Annotated in this window: 8 protein-coding genes; 2 read left to right on the top strand and 6 right to left on the bottom strand. The window is 70.2% G+C overall.

What is annotated here, in order from left to right:
- Positions 1–5: 5 nt before the first annotated feature.
- Both FHG89_RS28560 and FHG89_RS28565 read left to right on the top strand, forming a co-directional pair.
- Positions 6–1,613, top strand: a complete 1,608-nt coding sequence (locus FHG89_RS28560) for a condensation domain-containing protein (protein WP_167517548.1) — start codon at positions 6–8, stop codon at positions 1,611–1,613.
- The gene (locus tag FHG89_RS28565) at positions 1,610–2,932 is read left to right on the top strand and encodes an ATP-grasp domain-containing protein (RefSeq protein ID WP_139587507.1); all 1,323 of its coding nucleotides are present in this window, start codon (positions 1,610–1,612) and stop codon (positions 2,930–2,932) included. Before FHG89_RS28560 ends, FHG89_RS28565 begins: the two co-directional genes overlap by 4 nt.
- Here the strand turns inward: FHG89_RS28565 and FHG89_RS28570 are convergent.
- Genes FHG89_RS28570 through FHG89_RS28595 form a run of 6 tightly spaced genes read right to left on the bottom strand, consistent with a single transcriptional unit; the run spans position 2,902 to position 14,871 of the window.
- Complete coding sequence (locus tag FHG89_RS28570) at positions 2,902–4,668, bottom strand: non-ribosomal peptide synthetase (RefSeq protein WP_139587508.1); 1,767 nt, start codon at positions 4,666–4,668, stop codon at positions 2,902–2,904. The two genes, FHG89_RS28565 and FHG89_RS28570, sit on opposite strands and share 31 nt — an antisense overlap.
- The gene (locus FHG89_RS28575) at positions 4,665–5,876 is read right to left on the bottom strand and encodes an aminotransferase-like domain-containing protein (RefSeq protein WP_139587509.1); all 1,212 of its coding nucleotides are present in this window, start codon (positions 5,874–5,876) and stop codon (positions 4,665–4,667) included. Before FHG89_RS28575 ends, FHG89_RS28570 begins: the two co-directional genes overlap by 4 nt.
- Positions 5,873–11,626: an amino acid adenylation domain-containing protein gene (locus tag FHG89_RS28580; protein ID WP_139587510.1), complete on the bottom strand. Its 5,754-nt coding sequence runs from the start codon at positions 11,624–11,626 to the stop codon at positions 5,873–5,875. Before FHG89_RS28580 ends, FHG89_RS28575 begins: the two co-directional genes overlap by 4 nt.
- Complete coding sequence (locus tag FHG89_RS28585; RefSeq protein ID WP_139587511.1) at positions 11,623–13,029, bottom strand: aldehyde dehydrogenase family protein; 1,407 nt, start codon at positions 13,027–13,029, stop codon at positions 11,623–11,625. The genes FHG89_RS28580 and FHG89_RS28585 overlap by 4 nt, the downstream gene beginning before the upstream one ends.
- Complete coding sequence (locus tag FHG89_RS28590; RefSeq protein WP_139587512.1) at positions 13,020–13,892, bottom strand: hypothetical protein; 873 nt, start codon at positions 13,890–13,892, stop codon at positions 13,020–13,022. Before FHG89_RS28590 ends, FHG89_RS28585 begins: the two co-directional genes overlap by 10 nt.
- Positions 13,893–13,944: 52 nt before the next feature.
- Positions 13,945–14,871 carry a methyltransferase gene (locus FHG89_RS28595; protein WP_208761145.1) on the bottom strand — a complete coding sequence of 309 codons (927 nt, stop codon included), beginning with the start codon at positions 14,869–14,871 and terminating at the stop codon, positions 13,945–13,947.
- Positions 14,872–15,192 lie beyond the last annotated feature (321 nt).

A 15,192-nucleotide genomic window follows, 5' to 3' on the forward strand; every position in this document is an offset into this window, starting at 1 on the left:
ACGCGATGCAGGAGCTGACACCAGGGCCGGCGGACGCCGCAGCCATTGTGCGCGAGATATTGGCCGTTCACCTCGCTGAGCCCACCATCGGTCTGGACGACGACTTCTACGCGATGGGCGGTGACTCGCTTATCGCGCTGCGGGTGGTCGCCGACGCGCAGGCGCGGGGCATCGAAGTGACGCTGCGCGACCTTCTCTACAACTCCACGGTGCGCGCGCTGGTGGCCGCACTAGATCTCGAGAACGCGCCGGAAGACACGCCGGCCAAGGGCCCCGACGTCGTCCTGCTGCCCGCCGTCGACCATGCGCTGCTACCAGCCGGAGTGGTAAGCGCGCTGCCCGCGACGAAGCTGCAGGTCGGCATGATCTATCTCAGCGAGCGCAGCGGCGACCGCGAGCTGTATCAGTCGATGACGGGTTGGCTGGTGCCCGCCGCGTTCGACGAGGCGTCCTTCCGTACCGCGCTGCGCCGGCTGATCGAGCGGCACGACGCACTACGCTCCTCGTTCGATTTCGGCGGTCTCTCCGTGCCCGCGCAACTGATCTGGTCCGCCGTGGAGTCTCCGCTCACGATCAGGCGGATGGCCGGCGCGACGCCGGCCGAGCTCACTGCCGCGGCGCACCGCTGGCACCAACACGATCTCGACCTTCCGCTCGACTACGAGCGGGCGCCGCTGTTCCGGTGCCACGTAGCCGTCGGTGGCGACGCGTTCCACGTGACCCTGGTGGTCCACCACGCGATCATCGACGGATGGAGCCTCGGTCAGGTCCTCGTCGACCTGCTGACGCTGTACGCACAGGGCGACCACGCGTCGCTACCGCCAGTGCCCGACGGCGTCGCCGGCCGGTTCCTGGAGTCGGAACTCGCGGCGCTGGCCGACCCGGTCACGGCCACGTTCTGGCGCAACGAGTCCAACGTTCCCCCGCTACTGACCGGCGGTGTCCGGCCTACCGGTGTGGCAAACGCCGACGTCACCATCGAAACAGCGCTGGACACCGCTCTGGTCGACGACCTGCGGGCGGTCGCGCGGACATTGGAACTGCCCCTGAAGTCGCTGCTCTTCGGCGCCCATCTGCGGGCCCTCGGCGAGCTGGCCGGCCGCAGCGACGACATCGTCAGTGGCCTGGTGGTGAACACCCGACCCCAGATTGCCGGTTCGGATCTGTTCGCCGGCCTGTTCCTGAACACCGTGCCGATCCGCGTCGACTCAGTGCGAGGCACCTGGGCGGAGCTCTGCCGGCGCGGCTACGCCGCCGAGCGGCGCGCGGCGCCGTATCTCGCCTACCCGCTCGGTCAGATCGAGGTCGATCTGAACCGGCCGCCGTTCGACGTGGTCTTCAATTTCACCAACTTCCACGTGTATCAGCAGGCCAGGCACTTGGGCGGTCCGGCGCCGGAGGGATTCTGGGTACGCGGCAAGCCGAGCTTCCCGTTCCGCGTGGACGTCGATATCGATGGCGTCCAGTCCGGCAGCCGTCTGGTTGTCGCGTTCGACCCGGCCGTCGTGGCGGACCGGGACGCGCGGGCCTACGTCGCCCGCATGGCCGACGCGCTCACCGAACTGGCGACCGATCCGCTCGCGGTCGATGACAGAGCGGCGACCAGCGCATGACCGCCGACCAGCCCGTGATCGCGGTGGTCTTCGACGCCGGCGCGGTGTCGGCGGCGGAGATCGCCGTGGGAATCACCGGTGTCGGGCAGCCGCTGTTCCTGGTGCCCGACACCGAACACACGAGCCATCTGCGGCCGGTCTTGACCCAGCTGGGCAAGGTCCTGCCGTTGACCGGCGCGCTGGACGACGTACGCCGGGAGGCGCCGGACGCCATCCTGACCTTCAGCGAGCAGATGTTGCCCGCGACAGCCGAACTGGCGGCCGCCCTGGGCCTGCCGTTCCACGACGTGGCGACGGTGACGTTGCTGACCGACAAGCAGCGGCAGCGGACGGCGCTGCGGGAGGCCGGCGTCGACGACGTCCGGCAGTACCCGCTGCGGTGTGCCACGGACTGGCCAGCCGCGGTCGCCGCTGTGGGGTTGCCCGCCATCATCAAGCCGCTGATCGGCGGCGGCAGCCGCGACACGTTCCGGGTGGACGACGCCGAGCAGGGGCAGGCGCTGGCCACACGGATTTTCGCGCGGTCGGCCACCGCCGGGGCATTCGTCGTCGAGGAGTTCATCTCGGGACGGCCGAGCCTGCCGTTCAGCGACCTGGTCTCGGTGGAGAGCCTGTGCGGCCCCGCCGGTCTCCGTCACCTCGCGGTCTCCAGCTACCTGCCGCTCGTACCCCCGTTCATCCTGACGGGCCGGTTCTGGCCGTGCCATCTGCCGGAGTCCGAACAGCGGGAGATCATCGCGCTCACCGATCGGGCCCTGACCGCGCTGGGCGTACGCCATGGGGTGACCCACACGGAGATCAAGCTCACCCCGGTCGGCCCACGCATCATTGAGGTGAACGGGCGAATGGGCGGACATGTCAACGACATCGCCCGGGCAGCCAGCGGAGTGGACATGGTGCGGCTGGCGGCCCGGCTGGCGATGGGCGAGCCGATCGAGGTCCCACAGCTGCGTCCGGACCGGGTGCACTTCCAGTACCACACGCCGGCACCGTTCCGGCCGGCCCGCATGGTCGCGATGCACGGAGCGGCCGAGGCACGACGGCTGCCCGGCGTTACCGGGTACCGCGTCTTCGTGCGCCCCGGCGAGCATCTGGACGGTGCCGTCCGGATCCGCGAGATGGACTTCGCCTGGGGCGCCTGCGACGACTACGACGACATGCACCGGACTCTGGCCGCGCTGCGCCGGACGCTGAGCTACGACTTCGAATTCGACGGGTCGGTGCGCCGGGTACATGCCGCGGAACTGTCCGGTGCACACGACGAGGTGGCATCCGGACCTGAAGCGTCCTACCCGGTCACCTCTGGGCCGGCCGCCTGATCGAGGGCCTTGGCCAGTCCGGCCGGGGTCGGGTCGATGTAGAAGGCGAGCGGCGAGACCTCGACGCCGTACCGCTGCAGCAGGTCGGCGATGATTCGCACGCTGACCAGTGAATGGCCGCCCAGCTCGAAGAAGTCGTCGTCCGCGCCGAGGCCCTCGATGCCGAGATGGTCGGCCCACAGTTGCACGATCGTCGACTCAAGGTCGCCGGCCGGCGGCCGGTACACGGCATTGAGATCCGGCCGCGGCTGGACGGCGTGGGCCGCCAGCGCGCTCCGGTCCACCTTGCCGTTGGCGGTCAGCGGCAGCACCGGCACCTGGATGACCAGCGAGGGTACGGCGTACTCGGCGAGCCGCTGGCGCAGCCCGGCGCGGATCTCCAGAGTGGACAGAGGCGAATTGCCGCGAGCCACCACAAAGGCGACCAAGCGGCTGTCCCCGGACGGCGTCCGTTGCGCCACTGCCGCCGCGTCCGCGACGCCGGGCATCGCGGCCACGGCGCTCTCCACCTCCGTGAGCTCGACACGGAAGCCGCGAATCTTGACCTGCCCGTCCCTGCGGCCGACGAACTCGATCTCGCCGCCGGGCAGCTGCCGCACCAGGTCGCCAGTGGCGTACATGCGTGCCCCGGGGGCGAACGGGTCGGCCACGAACCGGATCGCGGTGAACGCCGGCCGGTCGAGATACCCGTGGGCGACGCCCTCGCCGCCGGCGTACAGCTCACCGATCTCGCCCTGCGGCACCGGCTGGAGCCGGTCGCCCAGCACGTAGGCCGTGGTGCCGCGGATGGGACGGCCGATCGGCACGTTCCGGTGGTCGGGCGCCGAGGTGACGTGGTGACAGCAGGTGAAGGTCGTGTTTTCGGTCGGTCCGTAACCGTTGACGAGCACCGTTCTGGGAAGCGCGGCCACCGCGCGCGCGACGTGCGGCGGGGACAGCACGTCGCCGCCGGCCAACAGGTACCGCAGTCCGCGCAGATCGGCCAGCCCGGTCTCCACCACCTGGTGGAACAGCCCGGCGGTGAGCCACAGCATGGTCACGTCGTGGCTCCGGACGAACGCCGACAGGTCGCCTGGCGTCAGGTCGCCGGAGGGCGCCACGGCCAGGGTGGCCCCGTTCAACAGCGGACCCCAGATTTCCCACGTGGACGCGTCGAAGGCAACGGGTGCCAGCATGGCGAAGACGTCGTCGGGCCGGATCGTCACGAAGTCGCTGCCGATCACCAGGCGGACGACGGCGCGGTGCGGGATGCACACGCCCTTCGGCCGGTCGGTGGAGCCCGACGTGAAGGCCACGTAGGCGACGGTGGCCGGGTCGGTACGAACCTCTGGTGGCGCAGCGCGGGCCGGTTCAGGCCAGCTCCCGTCGGCGGTACGCACGATCGGCGTACACCCGTCGGGTGACTCCGGCGCCAGCGCCGGCTCGGTCAGCAGGACCTCGACGCCGACCGCGCCGAGTATCGTGCGGCGCAGCTCGACCGGCTGCCGCCGGTCGAGCGCCAGGTACGTCGCCCCTGTCTTGATCACCGCCACCAGCGCGACCACCAGGGCGGCCGACCGGTGCAGGTGCAGCCCGACGATCGCGCCCGGGCGGACCCCGCGTTCCCACAGCAGAGCGGCCAGGCGGTCGCTGCGCTCGTCCAGCGCTCGGTACGTGAGGTCGCCATCCGCCGCCCGCACCGCGATCCGGTCGGGATCCCGGGCCGCCCTCGCACGGAAGGCATCGTCGATCGTCACGCGGGTCCTCCCACGGCCACCGGACGCGTGGCACCACGCTCGAACGTCAGAGCCAGCCGGTCGACCGCGGCGACCGTCTCGGCCGGACTCAATGTGGCGTAGGACAGGCGAAGGTACCGCGAGCCGTCGCGTTCGATGCAGAAGGGCGACCCCGGCACGACGGCCACCCCGTTGGCGAGCGCCGCCGTGGTGAACGTCTCCGCGTCCAGCGCCTGATCGAGGATGGTGCACCAGAAGTACAGCCCACCGCGCGGCGGTGTGAACGACAGCCCCGGCACCCGCTCGGCCACCAGAGCGGACAGGCGCTCGGCACGCGTTCGGTACAGGGTGGCGAGACCAGCCACGTGCTTCTCGAGGAAGCCGGGCCGGCTCAGCAGCCCAGCAACGACGTACTGGCCGAAGGTGTTCGTCTGGACGTCGGCGCACTGCTTGACCGCGGTCAGGCGGGGCCCGAGCCAGGCGGGCGCGACCATGCCGGCGACACGGAAACCCGGACACAGCGTCTTGGAGAGGCTGAGCAGCCGGACGACCCGGCCGGTGTGCACGGCGGCCGAGGGCAGGCGGACACCGTCGAAGGAAAGGTCAGCGTACGGGTCGTCCTCGACGATGAGGAACCCGTACCGATCGGCCAGCTCTGCCAGATGCCGCCGCCGCTGCTCACTCAGCACAGCCCCGGAGGGGTTGTGGAAGTGTGGCACCACGTAGACCAACTTCGGGCGCAGCCCCCGGCGCAGCTGCTCAGCCAGCACCTGGGTCTCCATGCCGTCCTCGTCGCTGGGCACCGGCGCCAGCTCGGCGCCGGCCTGGCGGAACGTCTCGATCGCGCCCACGTAGCTCGGGTCGTCAAGCGCGACTGAGTCACCCTCGTCGAGAAGAACTCGGGCAACGAGGTCCAGACCCTGCTGGCTGCCGCTGACGATGAGCACGCGGGCCGGGTCGACCGGGGCGCTCGAGGCGCTGGCTCGCGCCGCGATGATCTCGCGCAGCGCCGGCACGCCGTCCACCGGCCCGTACTGCAGGCTATTCGGGACTTTCCTCATCACCTGGTCGATGACCTCGGTGAGCTCGGCCACCGGGAAGCTGTCCGGCGCGGGCAGGCCCCCGGCCATGGACAGCACGCCCGGGGCGGAGGCGGCGGCCAGGATGTCGCGCACCGCGTTCGAGTGCCCGCGACGCACACGCCGAGCGAGCAGGTCCTCGTCCGTCATATCCGGGCTCCGCTCCGCAGCTCGTCGCGGGACAGGTAGGCGCCCAACATGCGCCCGATCTCGTCGAGTGGCTCCGGCTGCGCCATGCTGCCGTGGTCCACATCGATCGGGCAGCACTCGATCTTTCCGCCGATGTGCGGCGCCCACGCGTCCGCCGTGGGTGCACCCTCCGGCCGGGCCTGGGTGGCCAGGAAGAACAACAGGTCGCCGTCGAAATACCGCGGACGGAAATGCTTGATGAGCTCACGGTTGTGGTCCATGGTGCGGACGATGGCCTCGATCTGCGGTTCGCTCAGGCCGGCCAGCGCGCCACCCTCGCGGCGCAGAATCTCGGCGGCCCCGGCCACACCGATCGGCTCCCCGTCGGGCACCACGTCGGACCGGTCCCGATCAATCAGCGCGGCGATCGCCTCGCGCTCGTTGAGCCGGAACAGCGCCGGCAAGTCAGGGTAGCTGTCGAGCATGACCAGCAGCGACACCTCGGCGCCGCGCTCGCGCAACTGGACCGCCATCTCATGGGCGATGACGCCGCCGAAGGACCACCCGAGCAGCCGGTACGGCCCGTCCGGCTGCACGGACCGGAGCTGCGCCACGTACTCGGCGGCCATGGCATCGACGGTGTCCGGCATCGAGTCCGGGTCGGACAGGCCGCGGGCCTGCAGACCGAACAGCGGGACGTCGGGATCGAGCATGCGGAGCAGGCCGACGTACGGCCAGCTCATGCCGCCGCCAGGGTGGACGCAGAAGAGCGGCAGCCCGGCACCGCGGGAGCGTAGTGGCAGCAGGATGTCGAGAGCGTCGGCGGCCGAGTCCCTGCCGAACCGTTCCATCAGGCCGGCCGGCGTCGGCGCCTCGAACACGCTACGCATGGCCAGCTCCCCGCCCAGCGTCTGCCGGACCCGACCGATCAGCCGCGCGGCGAGCAGCGAATGACCGCCCAAGGCGAAGAAGTCGTCGTCCGGTCCCACCGCCGGCAGGCCGAGGACCTCCGCGAACAGCTCGCACATGAACTGCTCGCGTGGGGTACGCGGCGCGCGGCCGGTCACGGCGTGGGTCAGGTCGGGCGCGGGCAGGCGGCGAACGTCCAGCTTGCCGTTTCCGATCAGCGGCAGCACGTCCATCGCCACGAACGCCGACGGGATCATGTGGTCCGGCAGCGAGCTGCTCAGGTGGTCGCGCAGTTCGGCCGGCGAGATTGGCTGGGTGCCGGTAGTGGTGTAGTACGCCGCGAGCCGCTTGTCGCCGGGCCGGTCCTCCCGGACCACCACAGCGGCGTGCGAGATGGCAGGGTGGGCAGCCAGGACCACCTCGATCTCACCCAGCTCGACCCGGAACCCCCGGATCTTGACCTGGTCGTCGATGCGGCCCATGAAGTCGAGGCTGCCGTCGGGCTTCCAGCGCGCGAGGTCACCGGTGCGGTACATCCGCGTTCCCGGTGCCCCGAACCGATTGGCCACGAAGCGTTCCGCGGACAGCCCCGCTCGCCCGCGGTAGCCCCGCGCGATGCCCGCGCCGGACAGGTAGACCTCGCCGGTCACCCCGACCGGGGCAAGGTCGAGATTGCGGTCCAGCACGTACGCCTGCGCGTTTGCCAGGACGCGTCCGACCGGAATCCGCCCCGACAGGTCAGCCGGCCGGATGGTCTGCATCAACGCCATCATGGTCGTTTCGGTCGGACCGTACTGGTTCACCAGCTCGCAGTCCCAGTCCTGCATGACCACGGCCGCGTCCTGTGGGCGGAGCACCTCGCCACCGGTGCCGACCAGCCGTAGCGTGCGGACATCGGCGGGATCGGTGACGTAGGCGATGATCGACTCCAGCAGGGACGGGACGATCACCATGATGACCGTTACGCCGTGGTCGCGAATCGTGCGCAGCACGGTGGCCGGGTCGCGGGGTCCCTCGGCCGGCAGCAAGGCCGCCGAGCCGCCCGCCATGAGCGGCGCGAACACCTCCCGTACCAGCGCCTCGAAGGAGATGGAGATGACCGGCAGGCTGACGTCGTCGGCGGTCAGCCGAAACTGCCTGCACACGTCGATCAGACGATTGGTCGCGCTGCGATGCTCGAGCATCACGCTCTTCGGCCGGCCGGTGGAGCCGGACGTGTAGATGATGTAGGCAAGGTTGTGCCCGGTTGCGATCTGCTCCGGGCGCTTCCGGGACGCCGCGTCCAAGCGCGGGTCGTCGGTCGTGAGCACGGCGACGCCGGCCGGCGGCTCCAGGCGCTCGAGGACCGCTCGCTCGGTCAGGAGAATCGTCGCGCCACTGTCGGCGAACATGAAGTTCAGGCGGTCGGTCGGGTAGTCCGGATCGGTCGGGATGTACGCGCCGCCCGCCTTCCAGATGGCCAGCAGGGCGGCGATGAGTTCGGGGCTGCGATAGATCGAGACGCCGACCGGCGATTCCACCCTGACGCCCAGATCCCGCAGCACGTGGGCGATCTGGTTGGCGCGCTCGTCGAGCTCCCGGAAGGTCCAGCGGCGCTCCTCCTGCACGAGGGCCACCGCGTCCGGCGTCCGCTCCGCCTGCGCCTCGAACAGCTGCGCGATGGTCAGATGGTCGGGGAAGTCCACATCCGTGTCGTTCCGGCCGAGGAGCCAGGCGCGCTCATCGGCGCCGATCACGTCGATGGCGCTCAGCCGGATGGCCGGATCGGCGGACACCGTATCCAGCAGCCGGACGAGCCGCCGCACGAGCCGCTCCGCGGTGTCCCGGTCGAACAGATCGGTGCTGAACTCCAGTTCGGCGGCGATTCCGCCGTACCCGCCGTCGCCCCCCTTCCGCTCGTCGAACTTGAGGGAGAGATCGAACTTCGCGGTTCCCATGTGCACCGGCACCGGCCGTACCCGAAGCCCCTGCAATGCGAAATCGCTGGGTCCGTAGTTGTGCGATGCGATCATCACCTGGAACAACGGGTGGCGCGCGGTCGACCGGATCGGGTTCACCACCTCGACCAGCCGTTCGAACGGCACGTCCTGGCTGTATGCGGCGACGTTGGCCGACCGAACCCGACGAATCAGCTCGGCGAAGGCCGGATCGCCGGTGGTGTCGGTGCGGATCACCAGGCTGTTGACGAAGAAGCCGATGAGGTCGTCCAGGGTGTGGTCGTCCCGGCCGGCGATCGCGTTGCCGATGAGCAGGTCGGTGCCGGCGTTGAGCCGGGTCAGCAGCGCTGCGATCGCGGCCTGCAGCACCATGTGCACGGTCGCCGCGCCGTCCCGGGCCAACCGGGACACCGCCCGGTGCAGCTCCGGTTCGATGTCGAAGGTCACCAGGTCGCCCTGGAAACTGGACGTCGCCGGGCGCGGCCGGTCGAACGGCAGCTCAAGCTCGTCAGGCGCGCCGCGCAGATGATTGCGCCAGCTGTCGAGCTGTTCGTCCATCCCGGCCAGCGCGTCACGCTGCCAGAGAGCGTAGTCGGCATACTGCACCGGCAGGTCGTCCCAGTTCGGCGCGGCCCCGGCCCGTCGCGCCGCGTAGGCCCTCGCCAGGTCACGTGCCAGCGGGCCGAGCGACCACCCGTCACCGGCAATGTGGTGCAGGACCATCAGCAGCACGTTGCGGTCCGGGTCGGTGCGGAACAACCAGACCCGCCACGGGAGGTCCTCGGCCAGATCGAACGTCTCCCGGGCGGCGTCTCGCAGCAGACCGGGGAGCTCGCCGGGTTCGGCATCCCGCACGCGCAGCGCGGGGCGGGCGTCGGCAGGGTCCAGAACTGTCTGGTAGGGCTCGCCAGCGGCGTTCCCGTAGACAGTCCGAAGGATCTCGTGCCGGGACGCGATGTCGTCGATCGCCGCGCCCAACGCCTCCCGGTCCACGCGGCCGGACAGCTCGAACGCCAGCGGAATCTGGTAGGCCGGGCTGTCGCGGTGCACCTGGTGCAGGAACCACAGACGCTGCTGCGCGAGGGAGAGTGGAATCCGGGCCGGCCGCGGTAGCCGTACCAGCGGAAGGCGCGTGGAGTGCTCGGTCAACCGCTGCGCCAGCCCGCGCACGGTTGGCGCGGCGAACAGCGTGTCGAGCGACAGGGTGACGTTCAGCGCGGCCCGGATCCGGTTGGTCAGCCGGATGGCCGTCAGCGAATGTCCGCCAAGCTCGAAGAAGTCGTCGTCGACGCCGCACGAGGGCAGGTCCAGAACCTCGGCGAAAATCTGGCAGAGCAGCTCCTCGCGGAGCGACCTCGGCGCGGTGCCCCCCGCGCTGGCGCGGACCGGTGCCGGCAGGCGGTCCTTGTCGAGCTTGCCGTTGGCCGTCATGGGCAGCTCATCGAGCATCGTGTAGGTGCCCGGCAGCATGTATTCCGGCAGCATGGCGGAGAGGTGGACGCGCAGGTCCGCTACCGGCGGGGCGGTCGCGCCGGCCGGCACGACGTAGGCGACCAACCGGGTGTCACCGGCGGGTTCCGCGCGCGGCACCACCACGGCATGTCGGACCCGCGGGTGGGCCACCAGGGCGGACTGGATCTCGCCCAGCTCGACCCGGTAGCCGCGGATCTGCACCTGGTCATCGATTCGGCCGCGGTATTCCAGGCCGGCCGGGCCGCGGCGGGCCAGGTCGCCGCTGCGGTACATGCGCGCGCCGGGCCCACCGATCGGGTCGACGACGAAGCGCTGCGCGGTGATTCCGGGACGGTTGAGGTAGCCCATCGCCAGACCGGCGCCGCACACGTAGATCTCCCCGTCGACACCGTCGGGTACCGGCTCGAGGTTGTCGTCCAGCAGGTGCACGTTCAGGTCGGACAGCGGGACACCGATCGGGCTGCCACCGCCGGCGTCGACATCCTCGACAGTGAGGCGGTGGTAGGTGACGTGCACCGTGGTCTCGGTGATGCCGTACATGTCGACCAGTTCCGGCCGGTCCAGGCCGAAGCGGTCGACCCACGGCCGGAGCATGGCCGGATCCAGCGTCTCGCCACCGAAGACCACTGTACGCAGCGCCAGCCGGTCGAGCCGGCTGTCCCCGACGGCGGCGAGATCGACCAGAGAACGAAATGCCGACGGTGTTTGGTTAAGTACCGTCACCTGCTGCTCGACCAGGAGATCGAGCAACTCATTCGGCGCCCGCGCGACCGAGCGAGGCACGACCACCAACCGGCCGCCGTGCAGCAGCGCGCCCCACATCTCCCAAACCGAGAAATCAAAGGCGTACGAGTGGAACAGCGTCCACACGTCGGTCCGGTCGAACCCGAACAGCGGCATCGTCACCGTGAACAGGCGGGACACGTTGGCGTGGGTCACCACAACGCCCTTGGGCCGGCCGGTCGAGCCGGACGTGTAGATCACGTACATCGGGCTGTCCGCATCGGCTGTCCGCTCGGGTGCCGTATCCGGTCGCGCCGACAGGGCCGCCCGCTCGGTGTCGAGTTCGACGATCCGGCCGGTGAACACCTCGCGCACCCGCGGCGCGAGCGCGCTCGTGGTCACCACCACCACCGCGCCAGCGTCCGCGAGCATGTGCTCGAGCCGGGCGGTCGGCTGCGCCGGATCCAGCGGCAGGTACGCCGAGCCGGACTTCGCGACCGCCAGCAGAGTGGAGACGAGTTCGGCGTCGCGGTCCAGCCACACCCCCACCAAGCGCCCCGGGCCGGCCCCCCCGGCCCGTAGGTGATGGGCCAGCTGGTTGCCCGCGGTGTCGAGCTGCGCGTAGGTCAGGGTCCCGGACACGCCGGTGACCGCCACGGCGTCGGGCGTGCGGGCCGCCTGGGCCGCGAAGGTGTCGGGTATCCAGCGCGAGTGGTTGGTCGACGTCATCGGTTTCCCTCGTGGATGGTCGGCGTCGTATTCGCGGCGGTGGAGGTCTGCACGATCTTGAGCCGACCGAAGGCCAGGAGACCTTGATGTCCTCCCTCGTAGCCGTAGCCACTGGCATGCCGTCCACCGAGCGGCGCATCGGGAAACGCCGTCGGACACACGTTGATCGAGACGCCGCCAGCGTCCAGTCGCCGGGCGATCCCGGCCGCGTGGCTCGTCGCGCCGAAGACGTATGCGGACAGGGCGTAGTCGGTGGAGTTCGCCAACGCCACCGCCTCCTCGTCGGTGTCGTACGCGCGGAACGGCGCGATGGGGCCGAAGGGCTCCTCGGTCATCACCCGCGCCTGCGACGGCACGTCGGACAGGACCGTCGCCGGGTAGTAGAACCCGGCTGTGTCCGGCACCACTCCCCCGGCCAGCACGGTCGCGCCCCGCGCGGCGGCGTCGACGACCAGCTCCCGGACGGCGTCCCGGCGAGCGATGCTGTTCAGCGGGCCGAGCGTGCCGCCGGCGAAGTCGAAGCCCGGCAGAAGATCGCAGAACCGCTCAAGGAAGGCCGCGTACACGGGGCGTTCGACCAGGAAACGGCTCGGGGCGCCACAGCTCTGCCCCGCCGATCCGAATTTCGTCCGCACCAGCGTCTGCGCCGCCAGATCCAGGTCGGCGTCCGCGGTCACGATCGCTGGCGCGTGGCCGCCGAGTTCCAGGGTGCACGGCGTGAGGTTGTCCGCCGCCATGCCGGCGATCAGGCGGCCGACGCGGGTGGATCCGGTGAAGCTGACGTGCATGATCCCCGGCGATCGGACGAGCGCGGCCACCGTGGACGGAGCGCCGAAGACGACCTGGACGACAGCTGCCGGCAGGCCCGCCTCCTCCGCCGCGGCGGCGATCGCCCGCGCCACACTCGGCGTCTCCTCGGGTGCCTTGATCACGACGGAACACCCGACGGCGAGGGCTGGCGCGAGCTTGCGCGCCAGCACCACCGCTGGGAAGTTCCAGGGCACGATCGCGAGCACCGGCCCGGCCGGCTCGACGAGAACCTCCCGGCCGGCGAACCCCTCCCGGCCGGGCAACGGCATGGGTCGCAGCAGATCGGTGGTCGCGCGCGCGAACCACTCGATCGTGTCCACCATGCGGTCAAGCTCCGCCCCCGCCTCGGCCGGCGTCTTGCCGTGCTCACGGCTGTACTCATACTTCAGCGCCTCGGTGCGCGCGCTCAGCACGTCGGCCATGCCGAACAGCAGCTCGCTGCGCCGCACCGGATCGATTCGCGACCAGGTTGTGAACGCTTGCCGGGCGGCGGCGACGACGCCGGGCACCTCCTCGACCGGCAGGAGAGCGACCCGGTCGATGACCTCGGCGGTGCGCGGATCGACGACCGCCCGGTCCTCGATCAGGTCCACGACACCACGGTCTTGTCGTCGATGAAGCCCAGCAGGGCGGCCAGCGTGGTGCGGCGTGCCTCGGGGTCGACGTTCGGTTCGACCGCGTGCACGTGCGCACCGTTGAAGACGTAGACGTCGCCGGGGTTGACGTCTACGCGTAGCAGCTCGAACCCGTCCACCGCACCCCGCGGGTAAGGCGAACCCGTGTAGTGCAGGCCGAGGCGCCGCTTGCTCTCGTCGTCCGGCCGGATGTTGTAGTAGAACAGCCGCCCACCAGTGCCGTTCTCCAGGCAGATGTTGAGCGCGGCGGGCTGATATCCGAGCACCTGCTGGATCTCGAAGTCCGCCTGCTGCGGCTCGGAACACTGGGACCGGTCCTCGTGCGGGACGAGCGCGAACTCGCCGTGGCCGTGCCAGGAGCGCAGAAGCGCCATGCAGGCCTGCCGGCCGTCCTTCTCGGCCAGCCGGAATATCGCGCCCTGCGGCGCCAGCGCGTCGGACAGCCCTCGCCGGAACCGGTCCAGCGGCCTGCCGGGAACGTCAAGCACCTCGGCCACCGCCGCGGCCGACTCGGCGCACTCGTCGAGGTATTGTCCGGTCGGCTTGTGATAGTGATACGTGCCGAGGTAGTGCCCCGGCGGCGAGGGGCGCTCTCTGATCGACGGGCTGGCCCAGAACCGGCTCGCGATCTGCTCGCACACGTCGGGGCTGATCATCCCGCGGAAGATGACGCCGGCCACACGTCCGTTCAGGACGTCGACCACCTCTTCCGGCCGGAAGTCGTCGAACTCCCGGAACGTGAAGTACTCCTCGTCGCCGGACCAACCGGTGACGGGTCTGACCCGCTCCTGGTCGGGCGACTCCTCATGCACCGATATCATCGACCCTCCTCGATCAATGTGTGCGGATTCCCGCCCGGACGGCTGGAGGTGGTCACTTGTGCGCGAGGAAGAGCCGGCCGGTCGGGAAGCGGTGCGCGATGCACGTCGTGCCGCCGAAACCGGCCTTGACCAGCTTCTCCTGCCACTCCTCCGCCGTCAGCAGGCGGCGGCGCATGAACTGCTGATGGTAATAGGTCACGATGGTGCTGAAGCGCCGCTCACGTTCGTTCGGCACAAACGGGACCGCGTCGGTGATGGCCATGATGCCGCCCGGCCGCAGCGCGTCGTAGCAGTTGCTCAGCACCGCGTCGGCGACGTCCTCCTCGTCCGGCAACATGTCGTGGAAGACGAATCCGGCGTGAATGACGTCGGCCCCCTCCAGCGGCGACGGGTCGTCGGCAACCGACTGGATGGAGCGCTCGACGACGGTGAGCCGATCGCCCACGCCGGCCAACTTGGCGGCGGTCGCGGCCTCACGGCAGGCACTGCCGTCCAGGTCGAGTGCCACCGCGGTGCTGCCTGGCACGGCGAGCAGGGTCTCGATGAGCAGCCGCGCGGTACCCGCGCCGAGGTCGACGACGCGGCTCGGCCTGGCTTCGATGATTGTGGACAGAGCCTTGGGATAGAAGGCCTGCGAGCCCATCCACTGGGAGGCGACCGCCACCTGGCGGCCATCCCGGACGTACTGGGCGCCCGCCCGCACCGGGTCGCGCAGGAACTCGGCGATGTGCTCGATGAAGGGCCGGTTCGCGTTGAGCACCCAGGACATGTATCCCGACTCGTACAGCCGGTCGGCAAAGTCGTCGGCCGCCCGGAAGGCACCGGCGTCGTCCGCCCTGACCACCAGACCGGCCGCGGCCAGCGCGTGCAGGTAACTGGCGGCACCCGCCTGCGGCACCTCCGCGGCCTCGGCGATCTCCTTCGCCCCGAACGGTGATTCCCGCTGCAGGACATCCAGGACGCCCAGCCGATCGGCCATTTCCAGGAGAGACGCTACCGCCGCCATGTCGGCGGCGGTCTCCCGCGTCGTCGCGGACTCATTCCGGTCGTTCATGACATCACCAATCCAGGGAACGGGAGCAGATGCGGGTTCTGCCCGACTGTCGCAAGCTGGGGGCGCGACTCGGGTAACTGCGCGGATCCCCGAAACGCGATATCAGCTAGCGGGACGCAATGCATTCCGTCGATGCGATCGTGGTTCACAGTACCCGCCGGTCAAGGCATGATGTCCACCGTCACTCGATGACTGTCCCACTCGGGGACAGCACCGGAACGACCAGACGCGCCGCGCATCAATAGC

Origin of the sequence: Micromonospora orduensis, from assembly GCF_006228125.1 — a bacterium.
Taxonomy (GTDB): domain Bacteria; phylum Actinomycetota; class Actinomycetes; order Mycobacteriales; family Micromonosporaceae; genus Micromonospora; species Micromonospora orduensis.

Coding starts and splice junctions, on each gene's coding strand:
- FHG89_RS28560 (WP_167517548.1), top strand. CDS start 6: ATGCAGGAGCTGACACCAGGGCCGGCGGACGCCGCAGCCATTGTGCGC.
- FHG89_RS28565 (WP_139587507.1), top strand. CDS start 1,610: ATGACCGCCGACCAGCCCGTGATCGCGGTGGTCTTCGACGCCGGCGCG.
- FHG89_RS28575 (WP_139587509.1), bottom strand. CDS start 5,876: ATGACGGACGAGGACCTGCTCGCTCGGCGTGTGCGTCGCGGGCACTCG.
- FHG89_RS28580 (WP_139587510.1), bottom strand. CDS start 11,626: ATGACGTCGACCAACCACTCGCGCTGGATACCCGACACCTTCGCGGCC.
- FHG89_RS28590 (WP_139587512.1), bottom strand. CDS start 13,892: ATGATATCGGTGCATGAGGAGTCGCCCGACCAGGAGCGGGTCAGACCC.
- FHG89_RS28595 (WP_208761145.1), bottom strand. CDS start 14,871: ATGGCCGATCGGCTGGGCGTCCTGGATGTCCTGCAGCGGGAATCACCG.